Genomic DNA, 25,000 nt, shown 5'->3' with positions numbered 1-25,000 from the left:
ATAGGTTTCGATTTAGACAGGGTGACGGCCGGTCAGGTTTTCTGGAGGCCAAGGACATCGTTCATGCCATAGATGCCCGGTTTTTTGCCTGTCACCCAGCGGGCAGCCCGCAGGGCCCCGCTTGCAAAGACTGACCGGTCGTATGCCCGGTGGGAAAGTTCGATCGTCTCGAAGTTCTTCGAGAACATCACCGTATGATCCCCCACAATATCTCCTCCCCGGATCACATGAACGCCGATTTCGTTTCCCCTCTCCATCATACCTTCGCGTCCGTAGAGCTTCCTGCGCGAGCCGATTTCATCATCAAGGATTTGCAGGATTGTCTTTGCCGTGCCGCTCGGGGCATCTTTCTTGTTCCGGTGATGCGCCTCGATTACTTCGATGTCGTAATCCCCCAGCAGTTTCCCGGCTTCCCGCACGAGCTGCCAGAAGATATTGACCCCGACTGAAAAATTACTTGAGATCACGGCGGGGACATGACCTTCGATGGCCGCGGCCATAACCTCGCGCTGTTCCGGCGTAAACCCGGTTGTCCCCACGATCACGGCCACGTTGTTCTTTGCCGCGGCTTTTACGTTCTCCACTGCCGCGTGGGCGACGGTGAAATCGATCAGCACATCGGGCTTTTTGCTTTTAAGAAGCGCTTCGATGTCCTGTGCTGCTACGATCTCTGCGCCAAAGAAACTGCCCGGGCGCAGATCGATCCCGCCGGCCAGTTCGAGATCCGGCGATTCCTTAACCATCCTTCCCAGCGTCTGGCCCATGCGGCCGGAGGCGCCGCAGATAACGACCCTGACCATGATCGGTTCACCTCCGGCTGCCTTTTGCGGCCGGTTTTTTCTTTGCGACAGTCTTTTTTGCTGCCGGGATCGTTGCCAGGACTTTTTTTAAGTCTGCGGTCTTTTTCTCGTCAAGGTTATCAAGCGGCAGCCGGACCGGTCCCCCTGCCATACCTACGAGTTCCACGGCTTTTTTGACCGGGATTGGGTTGGTATCGATGAACATCGAGCGGAAGAGCGGCGAGAGAGCAAAGTGCAGGGCAAGCGCTTTTTTCCAGTCTCCTTTTGCAGCCGCCTCGCACATGGCAACCATGCGTTTCGGATCCACGTTTGCAGCGACTGAGATCACGCCTTTACCGCCAAGAGCCATAATCGGGAGGGTGAGGTTGTCATCGCCGGAGATGACGGCAAAGTCCTCATCCCGGGTCATTTCGATAATCCGCGAGACCTGCCCGATGTTGCCGCTGGCTTCCTTGATCCCGACAATACCTGAGTGCTGTGCAAGCTCGGCAATCAGTTCGGGTTCGAGGTTCTGGCCCGTGCGGCCGGGGACATTGTAGATGACCACCGGGATGTCAAGGTCGGCAAGTTTTGTATAATGCTTTACAAGCCCCGCACGGTTAGGTTTGTTGTAATACGGACTGATGACGAGCACACCATCGGCACCAGCGTCCTTAGCCGCCTTCGTAAGAATGACTGCTTCCGCCGTATTGTTTGAACCCGTCCCGGCGAGGACGGGTACCTTGCCGTTGACGGTGTCAATAGTAACATTGACTACCTTTTCGTGTTCCCCGAACGTGAGTGTTGCAGACTCGCCGGTCGAGCCGCAGGGCACGATCCCGTGGATTCCACAGGACAAGAGATACTCAATGTTTCGTTCCAGACCCTGTACGTCAAGGTCCATCGCGGAATTACGTTTAAAAGGGGTAATTATTGCGGGAAGGACACCTTCGAACATAACTAGCGTTATGGGTGTCTTTTTGTATTAATTTTTCTTGTAATATACCCGGCGACGCGATTTCGGACACGCTTACTCTCGATTGATGCTGATGCCCCCAGCTGCTGCTTGTTTGCGTCAAAGTTGTTTGAAAAGTTCTCTTTCTGCGTGGAAAGGAGTGCGGTGCCGATAGTCTTGATATACGATGGCTTTATTCCCATGAAATATTCCTCAAAGTTCTATACGTATAATGCGGTTCGACAACATAATAATATTGCCCGCGACATTTGCAGGTTTTTCACCAAACAGGTGGACAACAGACGCACTTTTTGAAATGCCCGGATCGACAATTGCTTCCGGTACGCCCTCTTTGCAGCAGGAGGCCACCCCCCAGTCCATCGTACTTACCCCGGGGGATCTCATGCGGCTGTCAATAGTGCAGCACTCAAGGAACATATCTTCGAGGATGCGACCGACAGCGTCAGTATACCGGATCGTTGCCACACAACGTATATCAGGGTTAAATTTTAAGGCCGTGAGAAGGATTGTTGCAATACGGACATCCGCACCAAACCCGCACGCGCCTGCTGCATTGACGGTATTGCCCTGAACCACCAGCCCCCCGGAGACAGTAGCCACACCTGTACTGTCCCTGGCCCCGCTGACGGCATAACAGATGTTTGTACCGGTGCCGGCAACCAGTCGTACATCCATCGATTCCTTAAGGAGGATCACGGCACGCGTCAGATGGGTAAGGACTTCGTTTCTTTGCTGTTCCGGACTGGTCATAGTACCCGCACCTCTGTTGATCCGGGAGATTATTATGCTCTTCGGCGAGCTTCAGGCAGGTCAGGTAAGACCCGGTTCTTCACGTATTCCCATCAGCCCTTCGATTGCAACGGCATAGAACTCCGGCAGCGCCAGAATAGGCGCAATCAGCGCGATACGGCCGCGGTCGCACCCGGCAGCGAGGGATTTTTCATTTGCCTTTTTTGTCACGGTCTTTACAGTCAGTCAGAAAGTCTGCCCCCTTTTACAGGCGCGCACGCAATCACGAGGCCGGATGCACTGTCTGCAGCCTGAAGCGCAATCTCTACCGGTTTTTCGTAAGTTCCTGAATAGAGATGGTGATTGTGCCGCTGAACAATCAGGGCCAGACCGGGATCGATACCCTGCTCCCTCCAGGATCTCCGCACCTTTCTCACCATGCAGCTGCATATCCCCCCGCACAAGTTCGAAATCGATGTCGGGCAGGAGACCTGTTGTCTCCCGGACTGCCTCATCTTCCCCAAGATGCGCGGCAAGCGACTTCATCCCGGCACCGGTGGCAAGACAATGTTTTTTGAGCCTGGTATCATGTACATACTGTTCAAGCAAAGCAATCGCTGCGGAGCGGTCCCTGAACAAAGATATGCCGCCCGGTATCATCAGCATGACGGCTCTCCCTCACGGATATGCATATAACCGATAAACGCCAAAATGGTCTGGATGGATGCACGACTGCTTGATGTTCTTATAGGCGTGACCGGTTTTGTGGTACTGGTCATTCTTCTCGCGGTGCTCCCGCTGGTTATCAGCGCCGGACCAGCCTACCTGATTGCCATTATCGTCTTTATTCTGTTTCTCTCTGGTGCCGGGTATATGGTCAACGAAAAGATTACCTGAAAAACAAAAAACGGATTTTCTTTTTTCGGGTTTTGTTTAAACAGTCACAGGCTGTTAAAACCAGATTTTTCAGGAAATGATCGCGTAGAAAAATATTCTGGATCAGGAGCTGTTTTTGCGGAGCGGGAAGATCCGGATTTCTACGGTCGCTCCTGGTAACGAGATCGCGGTTGTACTCTTTTTTCCCCCATCTCTGACGTGAGATAGTTTGTAACTTTACAGCTTAACTGTTAAGTTACAGCTCAGCTGTAAGGTTAAGTACTATGTGCAGATCCGGATTTTTTTAAAATGCGCGGAAAAACATATTTCTGTTTATTGAGGAAATCAAGGTTTTCTTCAAGGCCATTATTCAGGAATTTTTCAAATTTTTATCAGGAACCTGTAGTTTCGCAGGTGCAGGTTTAAGCGGTCGCAATTTTTTCACCTTGTAGTAACTGAGCGGATGGCTGACCTTTTCACAGAGGAGATCACGGTGGACGCACAGACCGGTGGTCTGCATCGCAGCGCAGGCCGGGGTCGTGTACTCGGTGCCGGACCCCCCGCGTCCGGTTATATGCTCGACCTGGTACATGGTCTTCTCAATATCGAAATCCGGGGAACGGGCATAGAGTTCAGCAATTCCGGTTGTATCCATACCGATATTGTGGAGAAAAGCCGTTAGCGAGAACCGGCCGGCATGCGTGAGGTTTGTGCCGGCAGAAAGGGCAGTAATGAGTGCCTGCATACAGGGCGGAAAGGCACTTTCTTCCACTCTGCCGAACTGCCGCAACATCTGCTCCTGGTACACCTTCTTGATATCCGCCGCATGCGGTGCGAGCTGCTCGCAGATATCTTTTGGCACCCGGTGGGGAAGATCGCGGCGCAGGAGTACGCGGATACGCTCCCTTAAGAGTTCGTAGCGCTCGTTCTTGTTGACAGTGACAAATCCCTGTACCACATGCCGGTTGACAAGCCGGTACCGGTCATCGTGCAGGGGGGCGACGAGCTCCACGTAATCGGGGACCGGCATCCGGTCCTGTGCGATTCGTATGTTTAGTTCGTCTGCGATCGCCCCCCATAACCTTGAATACTCCCCATCACCCTGCACGTAACTACTGTTCCATTCCTCTTCATTCACGAGAAAATAATAAGCACGTTCGGCTTCATATCTTGTAAGCCGGTCGATAAGCTGTTTATCGTTGATGCAGGAGACAATGATTCGTGCGAGCGCATACGCGGCAATCTCGTCTTCAGGACTGGCGAGCACTTCCGGTACCCGTGTTTTTTTCGGGGTGACCGCTTCGCGGATGCGGGTTACTGCCTCTGAAACCAGGATCTCACCTTTCGGGGTGCCAAGAAGCTTACCGAGAGATGCGAAACGGGATCGGATTGGATCCTGGGCTTTTTTTAAAAACGGAAAATGGGAAAGTTCCTTGCCGGAAGGCACAAATTCCATTCATTCAGCCTCAATGCGAGGCGCAAGCAGGTACTCTACGTGCCCGTTGCCGCCGGCAATATCAAATGAGAACCGGACCGGGTGATCGACGCCAAGGCAGACCTCGACTTCGGCTGCATGTGACATCACCTTGCCCATGTCCCGGAGATAGTCAAGGGAAAAGAGCGAGCGTGCCTCAACCGGAATGAGGGACTTAAGTTCGTCTTTTCCGAATTCGCGCTGGATATGATCGGTATCGCCTTCGGCTACCATGTAAAAGGTCTGGTCCTTCGGGTTGATGCCCATGGCAATCTTATCCGATATTACCGCAGCGGCCTTGATCGCGTTGTTGAGGTCTTCACCAGCGATCACCACCTTTCCCGGGAGGTTGATAGTCGGGGAGTTGGGATCCTTCCTGATCGTATTCGTGTCCAGCAGGGTGATCGAGTAGTGGTAGCCGTGGACGCTGACTGCCATTTTCTGGGCATTGTCCGCGAGCTCAAGACTGATAAGATCGCCTTTCCCGCCCATGTTGAAGATGTTCTTCATCTTGGAAATATCGACCCCCAGCTCGCTTTTCGTTGCCTTGAAGGTATCAAACGCCTCTTTTTTGAGCGTAAATGCGATCATGGCGACATTGGCGGTGTCCACAGCACGGGTCGAGATCTCGTCTTCTGCCGTGTGCAGCCGGCACTCGGGAACGAGTGCCGAGATCGCGTCAATGGCCTCCCGGAATATCTCTGCGTCAATGGTTGCTTTTAACATCGCTTTCCCCTTAACAACTGTCTTATACAGTATATCGTCATACTTTAATTATAGCGTTTTGGGTTTGTTTTCAGGATTTCTGGTGGTCTGGTATGGGTTCGCAATGGTCACGGGACAAGGTTTATCTTCGGGCAAAACATGAAGGGTTCCGATCCCGTGCTTCTTTTAAGCTTATCGAGATCCAGGACAAGTTTGCCATTATACGCAGGGACGATAATATTATCGATCTCGGTGCTGCCCCGGGGAGCTGGCTTCAGGTTTTGCGCACGCTCACTGACGGGAGAGTCCTTGGGATAGACCTGAACCCGATTGCAACCCTCGAGGGTATCGACACTATCGAAGGAGACCTTACCGAACCGGTGATCCAGCAGAAGGCACTCGAAATGCTTGGCTCTGTCAGCGTGGTAGTCTGCGATGCAGCCCCAAAACTCTCCGGTCACAAAAGTTACGACCAGGCCCGGGCCATAGCGCTCGGCGAAGAGGCGCTCGCCTTTGCCTGCAACGTACTAAAGCCCGGCGGCAACTTTGTGATCAAATCCTTCCAGGGTGTGGATTTTCCCGAACTCCTTGGTCAGACAAGAGAGCACTTCTATGTCGTGAAAACGTACTCCGCCAAAGCAACCCGCAAGGGGAGTACAGAGATTTATGTTATCGGAAAGAACTTCAAAGGCTGAAAAGGTGATGCCCACGATCGCGACGCTCAAGGACACGTATGGACGACCGGTGACCAACCTCCGCATCAGTCTTACCTCCCGCTGCAACCTCTCCTGTATCTACTGCCATGCCGAAGGGGAGAAGAACCCGGCTGCTGAAATGAGCGCACAAGAGATCATTGAGATCATGAATGTCGCGGCAAAGTTCGGGATCCGGAGCATCAAGTTTACCGGGGGAGAACCCCTTATACGGCCGGATATTCTCGATATAATCCGGGCGGTTCCCAAAGAGATCGAGTCGTCCATTACGACAAACGGTATCCTGCTTGCAGGCATGGCTAAGGATCTCAAAAGCGCCGGGCTTCGCAGGGTCAACGTCAGTCTCGACAGCCTGAACCCGGAGACCTACAAGCGGATCACCGGGTGCGACCGGCTGGACGAGGTTCTTGCCGGGATCGATGCAGCGCTCAGGGCTGGCCTCACCCCGGTCAAACTCAACATGGTGATCCTCTCCGGGATCAACGATAACGAAATCGATGATTTCCTGAATTTCGTGAGGGGCAACCGGGACCTCGTCCTCCAGCTCATCGAGCTGATGCATTTCAATGACTGCGACTATCACGGTGACCTGCGCGGCGTCGAGGCGATGCTGGCCTCACGATCGAGCGAGGTACTCACGCGCAGGATGCACCACCGGAAAAAGTACTGTCTAGACGGTGCCGAGGTCGAGGTGGTGCGCCCGCTCCACAATACCGAATTCTGCGCCTATTGCAACCGGCTCCGGGTCACTTCTGATGGCAAGCTCAAGCCATGCCTGCTGAGGACTGATAACCATATCACGATCCGGGGCAAGAAGGGTGCAGAGCTCGAAGCCCTCTTCCGGCAGGCGGTCGAACAGCGGGAACCGTTTTTCAAATAACCATCCTGCAACCGGAAGGTGATGGCCGGTCATGGACGTTCCTGACCAGGTGCATAGTTACTGGGATTTATCTACAATTCCGGCATACACTAGGATCGTATGACCACTGACAATGAGTACGTCCATGTCCTAGCTCATCTCTACGAAAAATCCCTGATCCTTCATGATACGTCGCTTTTTGACAAGACCCTGTATTTCTTCTTTGTCGATGCCCTTGCCCATATTGACTACACCTGCAGCATCTACGCATACAACTACCAGTCACCGAAAAATATTATGGGCGCAGAGTACATGCGCTGGCGTATAGATGAGGAAAAGAAGGGAGATCGCGTGCATTTTCCCGCTTTTATAGCGTGGCTGAAAGGGGCACGGCCGGAGAAATTTGCAAAACTGCCTGCGCTCTGGCAGATCATTTACGACCCTGAAGATCCTGCCAGCTACCGGAGTTTCCGGATCGTTCCCGATCCGGATAGCAAGCAGGCCGTACCGACCAATTTCTTTCTCATCGTTATCGACGAATTTTTCGAGCAGGAGTTCCTCAAGAGCCTGTATGAGGGTGCATCGCTATCCCGGCTCCTTGTCGAATTCCTTGCACAGAAAAAAGCCTGACCCCGGTGCGGAGAATCCCTCTTGATGGAGCCCAAGAAGATCTGTTCGGACCTTGTCGCTCTCCGAAGCGAGAACCCGCTGGGTGATACCTCGGGGCCTATCGAATACATCAGGGATTTCCTTGAAGCCCGGGGCATCGGGGTGCAGGTCATCTGTACCCCGGGGGGGCGGTGCAACCTGGTGACCACAGGGAAACCACAACCGCTCATGCTCTGCGGGCATGTGGACGTTGTACCGGCCCTTGATGAAGGCTGGATCCATCCACCGTTTTCCGGCACCATAGAAGGCGGGTATGTCTGGGGCCGGGGATCAAGCGATATGAAAGGCGGCTGTGCAGCGATCCTCTCCGCGTGCGATGAGCTGGCAGAGGCAGGAGAAGCCCTTCCGGCGACCCTTGTATTTGTCTGTGATGAGGAAACCGGGGGAGAATATGGGATCAGGTACCTGCTTGAAAAAAATATGCTTTCTCCCTGTGACTGCCTTATCGCCGAGCCAAGCCCTGCACTCCATCCGTGTATAGGCCAGAAGGGGCTCTGCCGGTTGGAACTCAGGTTCACCGGCACGCCCGGTCATGGATCCCTGTACCCCCTTGTCGGTATCAGTGCGGTGATGGAGGCAACAAAGCTGCTTGATTATGTGCAATCCCTCCACAAACGGGAATTTCCCATGGATGAGAACCTCTTGGAGATTATCAGGACATCTTCACAGGTATTTGCCGGGGAGTTCATGATGGACAAGGGCAGCGAGATCCTGGAACGGGTCACGTTTAACCCGGGCGTTATTGCCGGGGGGGAGAAGGTCAACATCGTGGCCCAGCACTGCGATCTCGATCTCGAGATGCGTATTCCCTGGGGATGCGATATCCGGGATCTGACCAGGGAGATCATGGTGCATGCCCCCTATGCCTCCATCGTAAAAGAGACCCTTCACGAACCATCCCTGACCGATCCTTCGTGCGATTTTGTCTCGATTGTCTGCAGGGAGATTGAAGCGGTGCAGGGAAGACCGGCATCTCCCATTCTCCAGTGGGCGGCGAGTGATGCCCGTCACCTGCGATCTGCGGGCTTCCGGGTGATCGAATACGGCCCGGGCGAACTTACCACGCTTCACGGCACCAATGAACGGGTCACGGTGGCAGCGCTTGAAAAATCTGCAGAAATCTACCTGCGGATCATGAGGGTATATGGTTCACGCAGTCAGGCGGTTTGAACCGGGATTTTTATTGATCAGCAGGGCGGGTGCCTGATTCCCGGCATTTTCAGAAAAGAACCCGGTGGATATCTTTCGCGTGTCGATATTTCCCATGGCCCGTCAATGCACCACGGGCGATCCTGCTGGTTGGAAAAAAAGAAGGGTCCTGATGCATTTGCTCCCGGATCCATCCGGGTTTACCTGTTTTTCCCTTTCCATGCCAGTGTAACTGCCGCCGCTGCAAGCCCTGCGAGGGCAAGGGCCGGTGACAATGGTGAATACGTAGTCCGGGTTGCAACCGGCGTTTCCATGGTTGTCTGGGATATTGTGGTTGTCTGGGCAGCCTGCGATCCGGTTACTGTTGCTGGTGTCGCTACAGCCGGGGTTGTCGTTACGCTCGTCGGGGCCACCCCGCCAAGGTACCATGGCGCCATCGTAGGCGTTGGATTGCCCGTGATGATAACGGTCTGTCCCTTCCCGAGCGATGCATTCCTGTTTTCCTGAGCCTGGGTATAGGCCGGGTTCAGGCTGAGCGCGGTGTTAAAGCAACTGATCGCATCCTGGTACTGGCCGAGGGCAGCGAGAGCTTCCCCTTTATTATTCCAGATCTCGGCATTGGTGATCGTGAGACCGGTTGCCTTGTTAAAAGCGGTAAGGGCCGCCTGGTATTGGCCGAGGGACATGTCCACGAGACCGATCTGGTTCCAGATCAGCGGGTCTGACGGGTTCAGATTCGTACACTGGGCATAGGTTGTGAGCGCCATATTGGAATTATTAACCTGTGCGTACGAGTAGGCAAGATTGCAGTATGCATCTGCCTGATTTGTTACGATTGCTGTATAATTCACATATGCACCAATGGCATCGTTGTACTGGCCAAGGTTGAAGAGTGCATCTGCACGGGCACCCAGCGCAGTCGGACTCGATTGTATGGCGAGCGCCTGGTTTGCTGCCGTAAGTGCTGCTGAGTACTGGCCCAGGGCATTGAGCGCATCTGCCTCTCCGGCCATTGCCGCGTCATAGGTGGGATTTAGCGCGATCGCATTGTTATAATAAGTAACTGCATCCGTGTAATCCCCGTTCACTGCCGCATTCTGGGCTTTTGTGTACCACTCAAGGGAATCCTCAGCTGCCACGGCAGGAATGAGAAAAATAACAATAACAAGCAGTATGCCAACTTTTGCGCTCGTCTGCATAACCGAAAATTCTCTTTTAAAACAGATGAATCTATTGTATATTTTAGCACGCCGGCAGGTGATGCAGGTTTTATTGCGCCGGTTGGGGGTACGCTTAGCCAATCGAGAGGGCAACCGTTCCACCAAGTAATGCAGCGACAAGGAACGCATCGAAAAAACCTGCAGCAGCTGCTACCAGTCCGGCGATAAAGGGAAGGATCGTCATGCCAAGGTAACTGAATGTTGAAAAGAGACCCATGACGAGTCCCTGGCGGTTCCGCTCCTCGGCGAGAATTGCCATCTGGGCGATCATCACAATTCCGGCAAGAGCGCCAAGCACGATAAACCCGAGCGGGGACAGGTAAGCAAGAAGGGCCCCGCCTGTCATGAACACTGCAGACCAGCGGATGACCGGGATTGCGTGAACCGTAAACCGGGACACGATAAGGACAGCTGCAATGGTTGCAACACTCATACCGGCAATCCAGAGACCAAGGATATCCGCGGATTGACCGGAGAACTCCGGGTATAACGAGGAAACGACTCCCGTGATACCGACAAGGACAATTGCGGAATACCACAACCGGCTCCGGGATGTGACAAGCGAGACAAGCTCCTTAAGATCCTGTCTGTAGCACCCTGCAGGTTTTTGAGTCTGGATACCCGGCTGGAAGATTTGTTCCGGGATCTCGCGGGTAAAAATACCCGCGACCAGTACTACCAATGAAAGTGCAGCAAATAATCCAATCCCAAGAGCAGGCTGCATAAACCGTACGGCAAGCCAGCCGGATGCAACAAGCCCCGATACAAGCCCGATGTTAAGCATCGCAAGATAATAACCGCTCATACGGGTATGATCCGGCTGCGAATTGACGTAGGACATCCCGGCAGCGATAAAGAGACCGGCGCCGAGCCCTTCAAGCAACCGCAGCGTGATTACAGGAAGAGGTCCGGAGGTATAATAAAGAAGGATACCACTTATGACGGTCAGCATAAGACCGGTGCGGATGACCGGTGTCCTGCCATACCGGTCGGAAAGGAATCCTCCAGGGAGCGTCGAGATAAACGCGCCCAGAAAATATGCGGCATAGATGGCACCCTCCCATGCGGACCCGGTGGCAAATGCAGGCAGGACCGGGACAATCGCATTTGAGAGCGCCATAACGCAAAAGACGCCCAGGCAGACGACAAGAAGGTACGCCCTCATGGCGGATCCGGGCTATACCATGCGGTATGTCTCAAGATTCATCGGCGAGTGCGTCTGGATGTGGTACCGCTTGTAGATGGAGCTGGCAAGATCGATGGTGTTGTTCTCATCGCCATGGATGCAGAAGATTTTTTCGGGTCGCGGCTGGATCTGGCCGATATAATTCATCAGCTGCCGGCGGTCCGAATGACCCGAGAACCCGTCGATGGTATCGATCTCGAGGTTTATGGTGATCGTACCTTTACGGCCCATGGGCACCTCGCGCCATCCTTTCTGGATACGCCGTCCCTGAGTGCCATCAGCCTGGTACCCGACAAAGACGAGTGCGTTTTTCTCGTCCTCTGCCAGATTAAGAAGGTACTCCATGACCGGTCCGCCGTTGAGCATACCGCTTGTGGTAATGATCACGCACGGATCGCCATTGATCACCTTCTCACGGAGATCGGAAGAATCTACCTGCTGGAAACAATCCGCGAGGAAGGGGTTCATCCCTTCCCGGAAGATCAGGTTCCGGAGATCGTTGTTGAGGTACTCGGGGTAGGTGGTGTGGATCGCTGTGGCCTCACGGATCATGCCATCCAGGTAGATCTTGACATGCGGTATCTTGCCAAGGCGCATCCCCTCCTCAAGGGCGAGCATGACCTCCTGCGACCTGCCTACGGCAAATGCCGGAATAATTACCTTGCCGCCCCGCGACAGCACCTTATTAATGGTCTCGTAAAGCCTGAGCTCTGCATCAGAGCGTGCCGGCTGAAAATCGTTTGAACCACCGTAGGTGCTTTCCATAAAAAGCGCCTCCAGCCGGGGAAACTGGTTGATGGCGGGGTTGAAGAGCCGGCTTTTGCTGTAGTTGAAATCACCGGTGAACGCGATATTGTACAGTCCGTCGCCGATATGAAAATGGGCAATTGCGGAGCCAAGAATATGTCCTGCGTTATGTAAGGTGAGCTTGATATCCGGCGCAATGTCGGTCACGCTGCCATAATTAAGCGTGATCGAATGGCTGATGTAGGTTTTGACCTCGTTTGAGCTGTAGGGGATCTTGCGATCCTCCTTGTTGATGACATCCAGATAATCCAGCTGGAGCATTGCGGAGAGGTCCCGGGTCGGCGGAGTTGAATAGACCGGACCTTCGTATCCGTACTTGTAAAGAAGGGGGACAAGTGCACAGTGATCGAGATGCGCGTGAGTGAGGACAACAGCGTCGAGCTGGGCCAGGGGGTGGATTTCGGGAACGTAAAGGTAGGGCGCACCGTTTGAGTTGTCCGGTTTTTCCCCACAGTCGATGAGCACGCGGCTGTCCGGGGTGGTAAGCAAAAAAGCAGCCCGGCCGACTTCGCGACAACAGCCAAGGGTAGTGACCCTCACCCACTGATCTTTTCTGGTCGCATCCTTGTTTGCCTCGTCGCGGCCCGGAATGTCGCGGTGGATCCGTCGCCCGATAGTGCGCAGGAACTGTTTACGTTCTTCATTAACGGAGCGCAGGTACTGGCGAATCTGTTTAACGGTACTGCTTTCAATAGGGGGGGTGCGGACCACTTTGGGGGTCCAGCCGATGTGCTTGGTAATCTCCCGCAGCGTGATCCCATTTTTCCCGATGACGACACCGGGTTTTTCTGCTTCTATTAAGACCTCTCCGGTGTCCGGGTCGAAAAAAATATCGGTAATACCTGAAGATTCGGGAACAACTGCCCGTATTTCCGTTACCGCTTTCTCGGGGTCTTCAAGGATAGTCGGGCGGACGACAATCCGTTTCCGGAGGTCGCGGGCGAGGACCCGGATCAGGTCTGCTTCATCTGCAAACCGTTTGGGGTCATCCATATAGATGACCAGTTCCGGTCCTTCAAATTCAACCTCAGTAACCCTTATACCTGCGGGCACCCGCTCGTTAATCTTATCCCTGAGCTCTTTAAGCCGATCTTCAATCAACATAACAATGAACGTCCTAAAAAAAGATTATACTGGATTTTTGGCGAGGTATTTTTTGAGCTGCTCCTCGCTGAGTTCCTGATACTTGTCTTTGGTGATGACAACGACATGGATGCCCTCACCGGAACCGGCATCACGCTTCATTGCTGACTTGAGGGCCCGTACTGCAAGTTCGATGGCTTCGTCCTCATTCATGCCGGAGCGGTACCGGTCTTCCAGCACACCATAAGCCATAGGCGAACCGGAACCGGTAGAGACGATGTCCTCTTCTTTTGTTGCCCCACCCATGGCATCGACCGAATAGACCCCGGGCCCATGTTCATCGATACCTCCGACGAGCAGCTGGACGTAATACGGGAAATAACGGTTCTGGTTCAGGTAATTGGAGAGCAGGGTTGAAGCGGCCCCGACGGTGATTGCCCGTGATCTTCGTATCTGGTACAGGTTGCACTCGACGGTGATGATCCGGGCAAGCTGCTGTGCGTCACCCACGCCGCCTGCGATCGTCATGCCGATAAGGTTTGCAATCTGGTAGACTTTCTTTGCACGCTTGCTTGCAATCATGTATCCCATGGTTGCACGCTTCTCCGTGGCAAGGATAACCCCTCCGGTAAATATCAGACCCACCGTAGTAGTCCCTGTCATAGATTCCTGGTATTGTTCAGGCATATCACACCTCAAAAACAAATGAACGCCAAAAATCATTTAAAAGCGTTTTATGGTATTAGATGATATCAGGAAATTTAAAGGTTGTTATTCTGCGTCCTCTTTACAGAGAACGCGGATAAGATCACGGTCATAGAGCATGGCCACCAGGCGCTTATCACCGTTGACCACCGGAAGCTGGTCGACCCGCGACCGGCGCATCTTTAGCGCGCACTCGCTGACTTCAGAATTCTTGGGAACAGCCACGACATTCTTGACCATTGCAAGTTTTACCGGCCGGTTTGGCAGCTGTACCCGGGAAATACCGAAACTAATTGTATGGTTGTCCCGTATGCTCTCCCAGGTCCATTCGTCGTCATCGGTGCCGTTGGAGAAGTCACTCACCCCCACCGAATCCTCGATGCTTGAATTCCTGATGAGATCGCGTTCCGAGATAATGCCCTGCAGCACGCTGTCGGAGTTCAGGATCGGGATCGCATCCACCCCCGAGATTTCCATGACCCGCCCTACGAGCGGGAGCGGGGTATCCTCCCAGAGTGCGAAGGTCGTGCTCGTATAGGTGTCCTTGATCTCCTCTTTTATTTTCATCTGGGCGATAGCATGAATCAGGTCTGCGACCGAGAGCAGGCCGGCAAGCTTGTTGTCCTCAACCACCGGCAGCCTCCTGATGCGATGCGTGACGAGCAGCCTGGCAGCTTCGTGAATATCCGTATCAGGTTCGATCGTGATCGGTTTTGATGTCATGAGAAGGCCGAGCTGGGTTTCTTCCGGTTTGCGCAGAAGATCCTTGCGGGTGATAATTCCGACCAGTTTCTTGTTTTTCAGGACTGGCACACCGGATATACCGGTCCTTTTGAGGATCTTGAGGACATCGTCACGGTTGCCGGGGATGTCTACGTTGACGACATCCGAAGTCATGTAATCTTTAACAAGCATATCCGTTATGATCTCACCACCATGGTTGTGACTGTGCTGTGTGCGGTAATGTATGTGCTGACACTTCCGATAAGAAGGCGATCGGTCTGGCTCTTCCCGTGGGAGCCGGAAACGATCAGGTCCACCTTCTCTTGTTGGGCAAGCGCGATGATCTCGGTTCCTGCATGGCCCTGTTTCATATGCGTGACAAGAACAACACCGCTTTTTGCGGCAGTCTTTTTTGCTTTCTCAAGAACTGCGTTGCCCTCATTCTCAAGTACGCGGTACATGATCTCTACGGTGCTATCTGACGGGAGCGATGAAAAGAGGCCGGTCTCTACGACATAAACGGCATGAAGCTTGGCATTCCATACTTTTGCCTCATCGACTGCCTGTTCGAGGGCATGGTCGCTTGCTTCTGAACCATCGATTGCAACAAGTATGTTAGTAAACACGGACATCACCCAAAACAAACATGCCATTTTTATTGAGTTTTCAAATTAAAAACGTTATTCCCGATTGTCCCAAGTTGAGCACGTTTTACAATGGAAGTTAAGGGGTCGTGACTGAAAGCAAGCGCAGAATGGGTGGGATCGAGCGTAAAAAGAGCTGCGCGTGCCCCTTTGCGGATGAAAAACGGTGCGCCGGCAAACCGTGAGCCTGCCACTGCAGACCGGAGCACGGCCTTTGGATCGATTTTGTATATTGTCGAGACAAACGCCATCTCTGAAAACATATCCGGCGGCACAAACATCACATTGTCAGTACCAAGCATCACAGTACAACCGAGTTCGAGCATCATCTTCAGGGGTGGATACCGGGTCGATGCGGTAACACCCAGCACCCAGTTGGAGCGGGGGCAGACAGCTATGGGGACCTCCTGTTCCGCACATGCCCGGATCTGTTTTTTTGTCGCGTGGGTCATGTGGATGAGAAGATCCGGTTCAAACGAAAGTGCGGCATCTACGTCTTCGTTGTCCCGCTCACCGGCATGAAACGCGATCCGTTTGCCAGCGTTCCGGGCAGCCGCAACCTGCTGCTCCACCCCCTCCACATCGCGGGTACTGCTGACTCCGAGGCCGTCAGCAATATCTTCACCACCATCCCGGCCGAAAATAACAGGCAGGAAGTCGAGGCCTGTCGCTGCCCTCTGGAGTGCATGTACACCGTTCCTGCCACCCTCGCGGAAATCCGCGCATCCGAATGTTCCGGATCTTATCATACCCGCGACAGACGCCCGCATCGCCGCGATAAGATCTGCGGACGAAGCGGTGGCGAGGAGCCGGTGCTTGAGGCCATCAGGTGGCGTCACCATACTGTCCAGATCGCCAGTACTCCCGCAGTCCATGGCGACAGTATCGGCAAGGTGAGTATGGGCGTTAAAAAACGCCGGGCAGATCCAGATTGGGGGGGCCCGGGTTCTTTCATCAATTGCGGTGATCCGGCCTTCGTCGATCACAATATCTACCGGACGGAGTGCGAGCTCTTCACCGATCAGCGCCAGACCGGACAGAATCTGCGTGGGGTTCATTGGTTATCGTGACTCTCTTTTATATATCGAAAAATGAAATATATATGTATGGCAAAGAAACAAGGCGGAAGATTACTTTCATCGGCAGGTCTCGTTAACTATTACGAGAGCGAGGACCGGCGGGCGATCCACATCAGTCCCATCACGGTCATGGTTGTTGCTGCCATTATCGGTATTATCGTCATGATCTTCAATCTCCTCTATTCAACGCATGCATAACTCTGGTCTGTCAACCAGACTGGATCACCATTTTTCCTCATGAGGGACAGGCTTTTTTGAGCAGCCTGCGGGTAATATCCTCGTTCTTTGTGAAATACAGGCTGTCATGACCGGTCCATGGCGGGCAGTTGCGGAAGAGGACGGCCGGAACACCATTGTTGCTCTCGCCCATGACAAAATTAGCAAACCCTGCGATCTCATCTACCACTGCTTCCTCCGTGATCTTGAGTTCATGACCGAAGAGATCCGTATCTCCCCTGAAATCCCGGATCGCGGTAAACCCGCTCCATCCGATGGCGTGGCCGGTCTGCCCGCGCCTGAATGACCTCCCGCAGGTATCGGTGATAATTACGCCGACCTTTTTTCCCGTGATCACCTTGATTTCGTCACTCAACTCTGTCGCAGCTTTCATGGGATCCGGAGGCAGGAAGATTACCATGCCGTCATCTATATTGCTCTGGTCCACTCCTGCCCGAACTCCAATATGGCCAAACGGGAGGAGAGAGAGGATGAAAGGATGTTCCATGATAATATCCTGTGAAGCATCGAGCACAGCCTGGACAAACCGGGGGTCCTCCCCGTTAAGTTCTGCCAGCCGCAGTGCACGCGCCGAGGGCGTGATCTCAGCAAGAGGTTTTGTATAGCCCTTCGATTTTGAATACACCGTCGATGCTAAGGAGATAATATCGCCGTCTTCCACCGTTACCCGTTCGCAAATCATCGCCGCAATATTATCACCTGCCCTGATGAGCGGGAGTCCCCGGACCCCGGTCACAATAATATTTTCCATAGTACTGGTTCTATGGGTTGATGGCACGATATAGGGATTTCGTTTGGCCGTTTTACTGCAAGGGGCCGTGGGGGTACAAAACCCTCTGCCGGCATCGATTCCTTCTGGCAAAAATAACGCTGCGGACCGGCCGGTCGTTTGGACCATATCATCAATATATTTTTATACGGGATACACTGATGACCTCATATTTATGTACCATATTCTCCGCTGTCCGGGGTGCAGGGCTTTTACGTACGTAGATCGGTTCCAGAAGTGGAAACTGTGCCCGGTCTGCGGCCATGCCTACGAAGTGGCCAAAGTCCCGGCATACCTCGAGGTGGAGGATTATCACGATGCCGAGCACATCATCCGGCAGATGGAAAACCACCTTCACGCTAATAAAAAAAAGGATTTCACCCCGGAAGAGTCCGAAGAATTGCGCCGGCATTATGCCGAGTGGTTCAGGAAAAAGTGCCATTAAACCCGTTTTTTGCCTGCCTGTAAGGCTGCGGCATCCATGAAAAACCGGTCCGGTGGAACCGGAATCGGCGGGATTTTTTAAAGTCCGGCCGGATAAAAGGCCAGTACACCAAAAGGGAGCGTCTGTCCCACCACTCCGACCACAAACCCTTCACCCCCCCCCACACTAAAAAATGACCCGGGGGAAAAAGCCGGTCGCGGCCATTGACGAGGCAAAAAAGTTCGCGGAGAAGATGGGCTGCCGCTGGCAGACAAACGAACACCCGGACCTTGCGTACGACCACTTTATCTTCAAGCCGGATGCGGCCTGCATCGTCCGTGTCCGGCAGATCCGGTACCGGATCGACCCGAACACGATCTGCGAAAAACTGATTCCTGATGATCTCCGCGAGGTCCGTGCCCTGCCGTTCCCTCCATGGTTCCCAAGGAGAAATCCGGCTTCGTACGCAGCACGAGCGGGTGTGGCGGAGGCTCCGGGTTTATCCGACCGTTGTCGGTGAGATTGGATGATGGGGGCCGGATGATTACACGAACCCCTACTCCCGGGAGGTATCCCCCCAATCCGAGCGTCCCCCTTATAAAGGGCAGTATGGCAGGACCTACGGTTTCCCACGATCGTTTCTCCGACGGAGAGTCCTTGGGCCGGAACCGTGTCCCGGAAGTTCCAGTGGAAATGGCGCCAATCCTCTCCACGATTCTTGTTTTAATCGGTTGGTTTTTGAAACCGGGCGTTTTAAGCAGGAAAAAACCGTGCAATTTAGCGGCCCTGTACCGGTCGCGAAAAAACGGTAATTCCAAAGGTCTTCCGGGAGCCCGCCCCTGCCCGGAGGCCCGCTATTGCCAAAAAATAAAGGGGGTTCCTTGCCTAAGAAAAACGGCCCGTTTTTTCCCGGGAAAATTATCCTAAAGTGGCCACTCTGGTATCGACAGTGCGGAAACAGGGATATCCGGATGGTGGGATACGGTGGTTTTGAGGGGTTTTTACCTTCGGGATTGCGAGATTCATGGTGAGTGTTGCTGCCAGGGTTTTTCGAGCAGAGCATGCTCTCGGGGGCTCCGCCCCCGCCGCACGGGCATCCCCCGCTTCGCGATAGTGTGACAGACAGGAAAATGAGATTTGCGGTGGAGCGACATCCCCGGAAATTTATTCACTTGATCCGCCGCGGGGGCGTCCTTTCGGGGGCGGCGGAACTCCTCGTTCGTGGGAGTACAACTGATATTCGATGTGGTGAAAAACATTTTAAAAAAAGTCCGGTAAGGTTATCGAACTTCTCAAAAAATGTTTTGTGAAATTGCCGGACTTTTTATTAAGTCCGAATGGCGGGCTCGCGATTCAGGCACCAGACTGTAATGTTCATGTGTGATCAAAAGAGATACTCCGGTAAAGGTGGCCCGTGGAGCAGTACGACATCGCAGTCATGGGCGCCGGCCCGGCCGGTCTTTTCTGTGCGATCCATGCCGCAGGGCCGGATACCCGTGTGCTCCTGCTGGAGAAGAACCTGAAACCCGGCCTTAAACTCCGGATTTCGGGTACCGGTCAGTGCAACGTCACGCATGAAGGGGATATACGGACATTTTTTTCCCGGTACGGTGCCCATGGAAAATTTCTCCGGCCCGCATTACTGTCCTGTACAAACGTGGATCTCATACGTTTTTTTGAGGAGCGTGGCCTCTCCATGGAATCGACAGCGGAAGGGAAGGTTTTTCCGGTGAGCCGCAAGGCAGAAGATGTTTGCGATGTCCTCATCCGTGAATGCCGGAGCCGGGGTGTTGACCTGCGATGCGGTGAACCGGTGAACCGGGTCGAATATACCAATCCGGGATTCGTCCTGGATACGACAAAAAGCATATTTTTTGCAAAAAATCTTGTTATTGCCACCGGTGGCGTATCGTACCCGAAGACCGGATCGACCGGTGATGGCTACCGGCTCGCGGCATCTCTGGGTCATTCAATAACCGGTACAGGTCCGGCACTCACCCCACTCGTTATTGGCAATTTCCCGTTTGCAGATTTGGCCGGCATGTCGTTTCGCGGGCTGGCTTTTTCTGTCTGGCGGGAGAACCGGAAGACCATTGAACGTCAGGGTGACGTACTTTTCACGCATACCGGTCTTTCCGGGCCTGGTATCCTCGATTGTTCGCGCGATATCCGGGCAGAAGACGAAATCCGGCTCTCTTTTGCCGGTCCGGTGCAGCGGAACACATTTGCGCGGGAGTTTCTTTTTGCCCTCTCCCATGCCCCTACAAAATCTATCAGAACCATTATATCAGGAATGGGGGTGCCTGAACGGTTGGCCCGCATTCTTCCCGCGCTGGCCGGAATTCCTGCGGATTGTACTGGTGCGCACCTGACTGCGGCAGGCCGGACCTGTCTGATTAGCCAGTTGGTGGAATGCCCGCTGAAAGTTTTATCTCTTGGGGATCTTTCCGTCGCGATGGTGACCCGGGGCGGTATCGCACTTGAGGAGGTGCATGCAAAGACGATGGAATCCCGGCAGGTTCGCGGGCTTTTCTTTGCCGGGGAGGTGCTCGATATCGATGGAGACACCGGAGGTTTCAACCTGCAGGCCGCATTTTCCACGGGTTTTCTTGCAGCGCAGGGAATTAATAAACGAATCGGAGAGCACGTGTCATAATGCCGTGCCGAGACCGAAAAAGGGTACGCATTCGCACATCCTTATCCGCTCATCCCATGATTATTCTTTAATCCAGCCCAGCTTTTCCAGCACGTACCTTGTCTCGTCCTGCGCTTTGCATCTCGGTTTGCGGGGTTGTATGACGATAGTAATTGCATTCTTAAGCGGAATGCCGGCATCACCTTTTTTACCCTTGCAAAGCACGTAATCACCATTGAACCGGCTCAAAGCCCTGACAAAAGTGTTGGAAACCTTTTCCCGGTCTGCAAGATCGCTTTTTTTGAGTTTCATAAGATGCTCGAAGAGCGAGAGATCGACAAGTGTCGAGGCCATCCAGCCGATCTCGCAGGTATACCCGAAAATCCAGGCGATGCGTGAATTTTTCGTTGTGGAGAGAAAATCATTGATATTGTTCCCGATGCTGCATGAACCGATGACAACTCCCTCAATATTGGAATAGTTTGCGGCGGTCCTGACGGCCTTGAACATAGCCGGGATTTTTATTCCGGTCTTCGCTTTCAGCCCTCCGATACGCTTGCCGGTTCCGTGCGCCGCCACGTAGAGAAAGAGACGATCCTCCCGGGTATTGGTAAGGTCGTCCGAAAGCGCCCGTTTAAAACCGTTTTTTTCGTAGAAGTTGGAGTAATAGATATTGAAATCCCCACGGTAACTCTCCAGTCCTTCCAGAAAAGACAACACCGAGGGTCGCTTGGGCTTCTGCTCCGGGGTCCACCAGAGCCCTTCAATCACCAGAAGCGCGGTACTGCTCATGGTTCACACTCCACGTTCATCTGATTTCTTTTTTTTCCACCCGGATATGCCGGATCCGGATATACGGCACACCGCTATTGTTTTTGGAACACATCAAGGCTCGTTTAAGAAAAAGATGAGATCCTGCAGGATGCGTTCCGCTCAACCCAATATTCATGAAAGGTAACTTTTTTAAACTGCACTCAAAAGTATGAATGATGGCTATGGCCCCCACCACCCCCTTTCCTGCTGATATGGGAGAAAAAACGGGAACGGAAAACTCTTCCTGCCCCCCGCAGGATAAAGATCATTCTTCTCCCGGCGCATTCAGTATTCCTGACGTATCCACCGGCATGACCCTGGAACAGATTATTGATATAACCGGGGAATTCGCGCACCTTAACGAGCTGGTCGTGATACATATACAAAATGCGGGGGGTTTTGTTGGAACCGGTGCCTATTTCAGGATGGTTCAGCCTCTCCTTGATCTGCTCGAAGTCGAGATCCGTGCCCGGTGCGGGCCTGGCATAACGCAGCAACAGATGAAACTGATCGTGCATGACTGGATCGATCAGGAGATCAAGGCGTGCAGGAAAGGAGAAAGGGTGCGGGGAACATAACGAACATGTGCGAGGACAACCGATGATATTTTGCAAGCCAAAAAAAATCGGATATATTGTTCAAAACAGCCCCGTTGCCCATGTCCACATATTGTGGACACCGTTTGAGATTACCACGCCCGGGTCGATGTGGAGCAGCGGGAAGACAAAGATGAAGTACAGGACTGTCCCGATCAGGCTCCCAAGATTCGCAAGCGCGGCTACCAGAACCACCTTGAAAAGCGGGATGCGCGCCATCTCCCCGATGGATTCAGTCTCGTAAATTTTCCGGAAATCCGACACCGGTGGCTTTCGCACCTTCGCCTCAACGTATGCGGCAAACCATCCTGCGTGGAGAAGCGGGTTTAAGGAGGTCATCCACGCCACGCCAAAACAGGTGAGTGCAGAATACGGGTGGCCCCCGGCAATGAGGGTAAACACTGCGGCAAGCACCCCGTGAATAATCACCCAGAAGAGGAGCGCGTATAAGAGCACCATCCAGCCGACACCGGAAAATGCGATTGCCGCAAGCAGGAAGGCAAAAAGTCCGGTGACCGCAAACCCGAATATTTTTGCCCAGGGAAACGATCTTGGCTCTTTTGTCAGGGAGTCGAACGGCGGGAGTGTCTGGGGGTGTTCGACATAGTTTGTAATGCCCTGCCGGTGACCGGCGCCAACCACGGCGAGGATGCGGCCTTCCGGCCGCTGGACCTTTAACAGGACAAGCTGGTGGGCGATAAACGCGTCGCGTTCGTCAATCAGGGCGTGGGCGCCATTGGGCGAGAACCTACGGAACTCTTCCATGACGGCATCAATAATATTCTGTTCCTTGAGCGATTCGATGTCAAATTCCTGTCCCTTATCGACCTCTGCGACGGAATAGATCAACGCAAAGACCATCTTGATCTTCTCGATAATCCCCATCGATTTCCAGAACCTCAAAAGGGTAAGCCGCAGGTCCCTGTCCACGAGTGCAATTGTAATGCCTCTCGTCTCCGCTTCCGCAATAGCCGCTTTCATCTCGGCACCCGGTTCCACACCGACATCGACGCCGATCTTCCGCTGGAGGTAGGAAAGGAGCCACTGGACAAGAAGCGAGTTGAAGTTCTTTACTTCAAGGACATCATCGACCGTCGGGTCACGGGCCTGTTTTTTTAAGGCCGAGAACCGGGCCGGGTCAAGTTCTATGGCCACGACATCCGGATGGAATTCTTCAATTGCAGCCCGGACTTCCTCGACACTCTTCTGTGAGACGTGTGCAGTCCCGATGATCTTTATCTCAGCCATCTGCCACCGTAATTCCATTCCAATTGGTTTTTTAACTTCTTTAAGAGTGAGGTACCCGAAAGAGCTGGCGGGGTATAACGGGATACCCCAACGGTGCCCCGGAGTTACCGGAAAGAAGAGACCGGAAAAACACGCGCATCACCGCTTTTATTTCCTAAAAAAAAGGATGTACTGGAAGGAGATATGCTGCATTCGCGGATCATTGGTACCGGGACCGGGTTATTAAGCCGGTTTCACCCATATATCCGTGATACAGTGGGGGCGGCATGAAGATCGCGGTAGCCGGGAAGGGGGGAGCAGGCAAAACGCTGGTGGCCGGCAGCATTGCATTCCTGCTGACCCGCGCCGGTTATACAACCCTCGCCATTGATGCCGATTCGGCGCCCAACCTCGGGTTCCTGCTCGGACTTTCCTCCCGTGAATCAGGTGCGATTCTCCCGGTCTCAAAAAACAGCGAGCTCATTGCCGCAAAGACCGGTACGGCGTATCCCGGGGTCTATTCCCTGAATTTTACAGTGGATGATATGGTAACGAAGTATGCCGTGCCGACACCGGCCGGGGCCTCCCTGCTGGTCATGGGCACCGTGACATCTATGGGGTCCGGCTGCACGTGCCCGGCAAACAGCATAATACGCGCCCTGCTCCGTCACCTTTTCGTCGAGCGGGATGAGATGGTAGTACTTGACATGGAGGCTGGTGTCGAACATATCGGTCGGGGGACCGCAGAGAATGTGGACATCATGCTGGTCGTCAGCGATGCACACCGGCAGTCGCTTGCCACAGCGGGAACAATCCTGCAGATGGCACAGGCTGCGGGCATTCCCCGGACAGCGCTTGTCGGGAACAGGGTCATGGATGCCGGGCAGGAACAGGTCATACGGGATTTTGCACGTGCTCATGATATCACCGTTGCAGGCATGATCCCCTTCGACGCGGCCGTGGCCCGTGCGGGTATCGCGGGGGACTCAATCAAAACCCTTCGGCATTCGGCTTCAGTCCATGCCATCGGGGGAATCCTTGACCGGGTTTGCCAGGATTTGAAAGAACGGCCGGTTGTCCGGGATGATACGGGGAAAAACTCATGAAGACGCTGGTGACCATGGGCCGGGGAGGGACCGGCAAGACGAGTTTTGTCGCGCTGCAGACAAAATTTTTTATCGAACAAAATGAGACGCCGCTCCTGCTGGTGGATGTCGATCCCGACCAGAACCTTGCCGAGATGGTGGGGATCGATCTCGAACGCGAAGGCATAAAGACCATCGCCGAACTGGTCACGGATACCTTCATCAGGAAAGGCGGGACGATGACGGGGATCGCCCCGGCCGAACGAATCGAGAGCCGGGTACTTGAAGAAGGTCTCTACGAAGGCAGCAGGTTTGATCTTATCTCAGTCGGAACCAAGTGGATCGAAGGCTGCTACTGCATGCCCGATGCCGCGCTCAAAGGTGCGCTCGAATCGCTCACGAAAAATTACCGGTATGTGCTGATCGACTCCCCTGCAGGTCTGGAACACCTCAACCGGAAAATTACCGCACAGGTCAATGATATCTTCGATGTGATAGGCCCTTCGCACAAGTCATTTGCCCACGTAAAGAGGGCAGACCGGATTACCCGGGAGGTCGGTATCGGTTTCGATCACTTTTTTGTAATCGGGGGTTGCATGTTTCCTTCGGGCCTTGAGGCGACGGCGCAGGAAGAGACAGGTCGGCAGTACCTGGGAAAGATCGTTTTTGATCCTCTCGTGCAGGAATCAGTGATCACCGGCCGGTCGCTTCTCGATATCCCGGAAGATTCCCCGGCGTATCGTTCTGTCTGCGCACTCATGGAAAAGGCCGGTTACGGGAAGGTGTGACGCATGCAGGGATGTGAACCCGGCTGCCGGCCCCCCGGCGCTCTGGCGAT

Annotated in this window: 29 protein-coding genes; 12 read left to right on the top strand and 17 right to left on the bottom strand. The window is 53.7% G+C overall.

Going from position 1 to position 25,000, the window contains the following annotated elements:
• Positions 1-32: 32 nt before the first annotated feature.
• From dapB to ACLQMU_RS10850, 5 genes are read right to left on the bottom strand one after another with little or no spacing between them, the layout of a single operon-like run.
• Positions 33-800, bottom strand: a complete 768-nt coding sequence (gene dapB, locus ACLQMU_RS10870; protein ID WP_422150176.1) for a 4-hydroxy-tetrahydrodipicolinate reductase — start codon at positions 798-800, stop codon at positions 33-35.
• Between the two features lie 7 nt (positions 801-807).
• A complete protein-coding gene (gene dapA, locus ACLQMU_RS10865; RefSeq protein WP_443673700.1) occupies positions 808-1,737 on the bottom strand; it encodes a 4-hydroxy-tetrahydrodipicolinate synthase in 930 nt (309 codons plus the stop codon).
• Positions 1,738-1,745: 8 nt separating this feature from the next.
• Complete coding sequence (locus ACLQMU_RS10860) at positions 1,746-1,937, bottom strand: 30S ribosomal protein S17e (protein ID WP_422150178.1); 192 nt, start codon at positions 1,935-1,937, stop codon at positions 1,746-1,748.
• A 10-nt stretch (positions 1,938-1,947) separates the two neighbouring features.
• The gene (locus ACLQMU_RS10855; RefSeq protein WP_424039732.1) at positions 1,948-2,505 is read right to left on the bottom strand and encodes a thiamine-phosphate synthase family protein; all 558 of its coding nucleotides are present in this window, start codon (positions 2,503-2,505) and stop codon (positions 1,948-1,950) included.
• Positions 2,506-2,565: 60 nt separating this feature from the next.
• On the bottom strand, positions 2,566-2,715 hold the full coding sequence (locus ACLQMU_RS10850; protein WP_424039734.1) for a hypothetical protein: 150 nt from the start codon (positions 2,713-2,715) through the stop codon (positions 2,566-2,568).
• 489 nt (positions 2,716-3,204) lie between these two features.
• Here ACLQMU_RS10850 and ACLQMU_RS10845 point away from each other — a divergent pair, with 489 nt between their 5' ends.
• Positions 3,205-3,381 (top strand): hypothetical protein, encoded by a 177-nt coding sequence (locus ACLQMU_RS10845; protein WP_422150181.1) that lies wholly within the window; start codon positions 3,205-3,207, stop codon positions 3,379-3,381.
• A 349-nt stretch (positions 3,382-3,730) separates the two neighbouring features.
• Here ACLQMU_RS10845 and priL read toward each other — a convergent pair whose 3' ends face one another.
• Both priL and ACLQMU_RS10835 read right to left on the bottom strand, forming a co-directional pair.
• Complete coding sequence (gene priL, locus ACLQMU_RS10840; RefSeq protein ID WP_424039736.1) at positions 3,731-4,816, bottom strand: DNA primase regulatory subunit PriL; 1,086 nt, start codon at positions 4,814-4,816, stop codon at positions 3,731-3,733.
• On the bottom strand, positions 4,817-5,560 hold the full coding sequence (locus ACLQMU_RS10835; RefSeq protein WP_422150518.1) for a DNA polymerase sliding clamp: 744 nt from the start codon (positions 5,558-5,560) through the stop codon (positions 4,817-4,819). It abuts the gene before it with no gap.
• A gap of 92 nt (positions 5,561-5,652) precedes the next feature.
• Here ACLQMU_RS10835 and ACLQMU_RS10830 point away from each other — a divergent pair, with 92 nt between their 5' ends.
• The 4 genes from ACLQMU_RS10830 (at position 5,653) to ACLQMU_RS10815 (ending at position 8,950) form a co-directional block, all read left to right on the top strand.
• Positions 5,653-6,234: an RlmE family RNA methyltransferase gene (locus ACLQMU_RS10830; RefSeq protein WP_422150519.1), complete on the top strand. Its 582-nt coding sequence runs from the start codon at positions 5,653-5,655 to the stop codon at positions 6,232-6,234.
• Positions 6,206-7,132 (top strand): GTP 3',8-cyclase MoaA, encoded by a 927-nt coding sequence (gene moaA / locus ACLQMU_RS10825; RefSeq protein WP_422150520.1) that lies wholly within the window; start codon positions 6,206-6,208, stop codon positions 7,130-7,132. Before ACLQMU_RS10830 ends, moaA begins: the two co-directional genes overlap by 29 nt.
• 99 nt (positions 7,133-7,231) lie before the next feature.
• A complete protein-coding gene (locus ACLQMU_RS10820; protein WP_422150521.1) occupies positions 7,232-7,741 on the top strand; it encodes a hypothetical protein in 510 nt (169 codons plus the stop codon).
• Positions 7,742-7,765: 24 nt separating this feature from the next.
• Positions 7,766-8,950 carry an ArgE/DapE family deacylase gene (locus tag ACLQMU_RS10815; protein WP_422150522.1) on the top strand — a complete coding sequence of 395 codons (1,185 nt, stop codon included), beginning with the start codon at positions 7,766-7,768 and terminating at the stop codon, positions 8,948-8,950.
• A 179-nt stretch (positions 8,951-9,129) separates the two neighbouring features.
• Here the strand turns inward: ACLQMU_RS10815 and ACLQMU_RS10810 are convergent, their stop codons facing one another.
• The 7 genes from ACLQMU_RS10810 to ACLQMU_RS10780 form a co-directional block, all read right to left on the bottom strand.
• Entirely contained in the window at positions 9,130-10,128 is a 999-nt protein-coding gene (locus tag ACLQMU_RS10810; RefSeq protein WP_422150523.1) for a tetratricopeptide repeat protein, read from the bottom strand.
• A 94-nt stretch (positions 10,129-10,222) separates the two neighbouring features.
• On the bottom strand, positions 10,223-11,314 hold the full coding sequence (locus ACLQMU_RS10805) for an MFS transporter (RefSeq protein ID WP_422150524.1): 1,092 nt from the start codon (positions 11,312-11,314) through the stop codon (positions 10,223-10,225).
• Positions 11,315-11,326: 12 nt separating this feature from the next.
• The gene (locus ACLQMU_RS10800; protein ID WP_424040632.1) at positions 11,327-13,246 is read right to left on the bottom strand and encodes a beta-CASP ribonuclease aCPSF1; all 1,920 of its coding nucleotides are present in this window, start codon (positions 13,244-13,246) and stop codon (positions 11,327-11,329) included.
• Positions 13,247-13,270: 24 nt separating this feature from the next.
• Positions 13,271-13,912, bottom strand: coding sequence for an archaeal proteasome endopeptidase complex subunit beta (psmB, locus tag ACLQMU_RS10795; RefSeq protein WP_422150526.1), 642 nt, complete (start codon positions 13,910-13,912; stop codon positions 13,271-13,273).
• A gap of 84 nt (positions 13,913-13,996) precedes the next feature.
• The gene (locus tag ACLQMU_RS10790; protein WP_422150527.1) at positions 13,997-14,845 is read right to left on the bottom strand and encodes a CBS domain-containing protein; all 849 of its coding nucleotides are present in this window, start codon (positions 14,843-14,845) and stop codon (positions 13,997-13,999) included.
• A 5-nt stretch (positions 14,846-14,850) separates the two neighbouring features.
• Entirely contained in the window at positions 14,851-15,279 is a 429-nt protein-coding gene (locus ACLQMU_RS10785; protein ID WP_422150528.1) for a universal stress protein, read from the bottom strand.
• Between the two features lie 29 nt (positions 15,280-15,308).
• On the bottom strand, positions 15,309-16,355 hold the full coding sequence (locus ACLQMU_RS10780) for an amidohydrolase family protein (RefSeq protein WP_422150529.1): 1,047 nt from the start codon (positions 16,353-16,355) through the stop codon (positions 15,309-15,311).
• Between the two features lie 48 nt (positions 16,356-16,403).
• On the opposite strand from ACLQMU_RS10780, the gene ACLQMU_RS10775 reads away from it, so the two are divergent.
• Positions 16,404-16,574 (top strand): preprotein translocase subunit Sec61beta, encoded by a 171-nt coding sequence (locus tag ACLQMU_RS10775; RefSeq protein WP_422150530.1) that lies wholly within the window; start codon positions 16,404-16,406, stop codon positions 16,572-16,574.
• Between the two features lie 37 nt (positions 16,575-16,611).
• On the opposite strand, the gene ACLQMU_RS10770 is transcribed toward ACLQMU_RS10775, so the two are convergent.
• The gene (locus tag ACLQMU_RS10770) at positions 16,612-17,364 is read right to left on the bottom strand and encodes a coenzyme F420-0:L-glutamate ligase (protein ID WP_422150531.1); all 753 of its coding nucleotides are present in this window, start codon (positions 17,362-17,364) and stop codon (positions 16,612-16,614) included.
• 193 nt (positions 17,365-17,557) lie between these two features.
• On the opposite strand from ACLQMU_RS10770, the gene ACLQMU_RS10765 reads away from it, so the two are divergent.
• The 3 genes from ACLQMU_RS10765 to ACLQMU_RS10755 all read left to right on the top strand — a co-directional run bounded on the left by ACLQMU_RS10765 (position 17,558) and on the right by ACLQMU_RS10755 (position 20,462).
• A complete protein-coding gene (locus ACLQMU_RS10765; protein WP_424040630.1) occupies positions 17,558-17,827 on the top strand; it encodes a DUF1922 domain-containing protein in 270 nt (89 codons plus the stop codon).
• 172 nt (positions 17,828-17,999) lie between these two features.
• Positions 18,000-18,326, top strand: a complete 327-nt coding sequence (locus ACLQMU_RS10760; protein WP_422150533.1) for a hypothetical protein — start codon at positions 18,000-18,002, stop codon at positions 18,324-18,326.
• A gap of 894 nt (positions 18,327-19,220) precedes the next feature.
• Entirely contained in the window at positions 19,221-20,462 is a 1,242-nt protein-coding gene (locus ACLQMU_RS10755) for an NAD(P)/FAD-dependent oxidoreductase (protein ID WP_424040626.1), read from the top strand.
• 60 nt (positions 20,463-20,522) lie between these two features.
• Here the strand turns inward: ACLQMU_RS10755 and ACLQMU_RS10750 are convergent, their stop codons facing one another.
• Positions 20,523-21,233 carry a hypothetical protein gene (locus ACLQMU_RS10750; RefSeq protein ID WP_424040624.1) on the bottom strand — a complete coding sequence of 237 codons (711 nt, stop codon included), beginning with the start codon at positions 21,231-21,233 and terminating at the stop codon, positions 20,523-20,525.
• A gap of 203 nt (positions 21,234-21,436) precedes the next feature.
• Here ACLQMU_RS10750 and ACLQMU_RS10745 point away from each other — a divergent pair, with 203 nt between their 5' ends.
• A complete protein-coding gene (locus ACLQMU_RS10745) occupies positions 21,437-21,832 on the top strand; it encodes a hypothetical protein (RefSeq protein ID WP_424040623.1) in 396 nt (131 codons plus the stop codon).
• A 60-nt stretch (positions 21,833-21,892) separates the two neighbouring features.
• On the opposite strand, the gene ACLQMU_RS10740 is transcribed toward ACLQMU_RS10745, so the two are convergent.
• A complete protein-coding gene (locus ACLQMU_RS10740; RefSeq protein ID WP_424040621.1) occupies positions 21,893-23,098 on the bottom strand; it encodes a TraB/GumN family protein in 1,206 nt (401 codons plus the stop codon).
• A gap of 266 nt (positions 23,099-23,364) precedes the next feature.
• Between ACLQMU_RS10740 and ACLQMU_RS10735 the strand changes: the two genes are divergently transcribed.
• A complete protein-coding gene (locus tag ACLQMU_RS10735) occupies positions 23,365-24,183 on the top strand; it encodes an ATP-binding protein (protein WP_422150150.1) in 819 nt (272 codons plus the stop codon).
• Entirely contained in the window at positions 24,180-24,950 is a 771-nt protein-coding gene (locus ACLQMU_RS10730; protein ID WP_424040619.1) for an ATP-binding protein, read from the top strand. Before ACLQMU_RS10735 ends, ACLQMU_RS10730 begins: the two co-directional genes overlap by 4 nt.
• Positions 24,951-25,000: the final 50 nt, after the last annotated feature.

This window comes from Methanoregula sp. (assembly GCF_052325125.1).
Lineage (GTDB): Archaea > Halobacteriota > Methanomicrobia > Methanomicrobiales > Methanospirillaceae > Methanoregula.
This window is presented reverse-complemented; position numbering and strand designations above follow the sequence as displayed.

Coding starts and splice junctions, on each gene's coding strand:
- dapB (WP_422150176.1), bottom strand. CDS start 800: ATGGTCAGGGTCGTTATCTGCGGCGCCTCCGGCCGCATGGGCCAGACG.
- dapA (WP_443673700.1), bottom strand. CDS start 1,737: ATGTTCGAAGGTGTCCTTCCCGCAATAATTACCCCTTTTAAACGTAAT.
- ACLQMU_RS10860 (WP_422150178.1), bottom strand. CDS start 1,937: ATGGGAATAAAGCCATCGTATATCAAGACTATCGGCACCGCACTCCTT.
- ACLQMU_RS10855 (WP_424039732.1), bottom strand. CDS start 2,505: ATGACCAGTCCGGAACAGCAAAGAAACGAAGTCCTTACCCATCTGACG.
- ACLQMU_RS10845 (WP_422150181.1), top strand. CDS start 3,205: ATGGATGCACGACTGCTTGATGTTCTTATAGGCGTGACCGGTTTTGTG.
- priL (WP_424039736.1), bottom strand. CDS start 4,816: ATGGAATTTGTGCCTTCCGGCAAGGAACTTTCCCATTTTCCGTTTTTA.
- ACLQMU_RS10835 (WP_422150518.1), bottom strand. CDS start 5,560: ATGTTAAAAGCAACCATTGACGCAGAGATATTCCGGGAGGCCATTGAC.
- ACLQMU_RS10830 (WP_422150519.1), top strand. CDS start 5,653: ATGGGTTCGCAATGGTCACGGGACAAGGTTTATCTTCGGGCAAAACAT.
- moaA (WP_422150520.1), top strand. CDS start 6,206: ATGTTATCGGAAAGAACTTCAAAGGCTGAAAAGGTGATGCCCACGATC.
- ACLQMU_RS10820 (WP_422150521.1), top strand. CDS start 7,232: ATGACCACTGACAATGAGTACGTCCATGTCCTAGCTCATCTCTACGAA.
- ACLQMU_RS10815 (WP_422150522.1), top strand. CDS start 7,766: ATGGAGCCCAAGAAGATCTGTTCGGACCTTGTCGCTCTCCGAAGCGAG.
- ACLQMU_RS10810 (WP_422150523.1), bottom strand. CDS start 10,128: ATGCAGACGAGCGCAAAAGTTGGCATACTGCTTGTTATTGTTATTTTT.
- ACLQMU_RS10805 (WP_422150524.1), bottom strand. CDS start 11,314: ATGAGGGCGTACCTTCTTGTCGTCTGCCTGGGCGTCTTTTGCGTTATG.
- ACLQMU_RS10800 (WP_424040632.1), bottom strand. CDS start 13,246: ATGTTGATTGAAGATCGGCTTAAAGAGCTCAGGGATAAGATTAACGAG.
- psmB (WP_422150526.1), bottom strand. CDS start 13,912: ATGCCTGAACAATACCAGGAATCTATGACAGGGACTACTACGGTGGGT.
- ACLQMU_RS10790 (WP_422150527.1), bottom strand. CDS start 14,845: ATGCTTGTTAAAGATTACATGACTTCGGATGTCGTCAACGTAGACATC.
- ACLQMU_RS10780 (WP_422150529.1), bottom strand. CDS start 16,355: ATGAACCCCACGCAGATTCTGTCCGGTCTGGCGCTGATCGGTGAAGAG.
- ACLQMU_RS10775 (WP_422150530.1), top strand. CDS start 16,404: ATGGCAAAGAAACAAGGCGGAAGATTACTTTCATCGGCAGGTCTCGTT.
- ACLQMU_RS10770 (WP_422150531.1), bottom strand. CDS start 17,364: ATGGAAAATATTATTGTGACCGGGGTCCGGGGACTCCCGCTCATCAGG.
- ACLQMU_RS10765 (WP_424040630.1), top strand. CDS start 17,558: ATGTACCATATTCTCCGCTGTCCGGGGTGCAGGGCTTTTACGTACGTA.
- ACLQMU_RS10760 (WP_422150533.1), top strand. CDS start 18,000: ATGACCCGGGGGAAAAAGCCGGTCGCGGCCATTGACGAGGCAAAAAAG.
- ACLQMU_RS10750 (WP_424040624.1), bottom strand. CDS start 21,233: ATGAGCAGTACCGCGCTTCTGGTGATTGAAGGGCTCTGGTGGACCCCG.
- ACLQMU_RS10745 (WP_424040623.1), top strand. CDS start 21,437: ATGGCCCCCACCACCCCCTTTCCTGCTGATATGGGAGAAAAAACGGGA.
- ACLQMU_RS10740 (WP_424040621.1), bottom strand. CDS start 23,098: ATGGCTGAGATAAAGATCATCGGGACTGCACACGTCTCACAGAAGAGT.
- ACLQMU_RS10735 (WP_422150150.1), top strand. CDS start 23,365: ATGAAGATCGCGGTAGCCGGGAAGGGGGGAGCAGGCAAAACGCTGGTG.
- ACLQMU_RS10730 (WP_424040619.1), top strand. CDS start 24,180: ATGAAGACGCTGGTGACCATGGGCCGGGGAGGGACCGGCAAGACGAGT.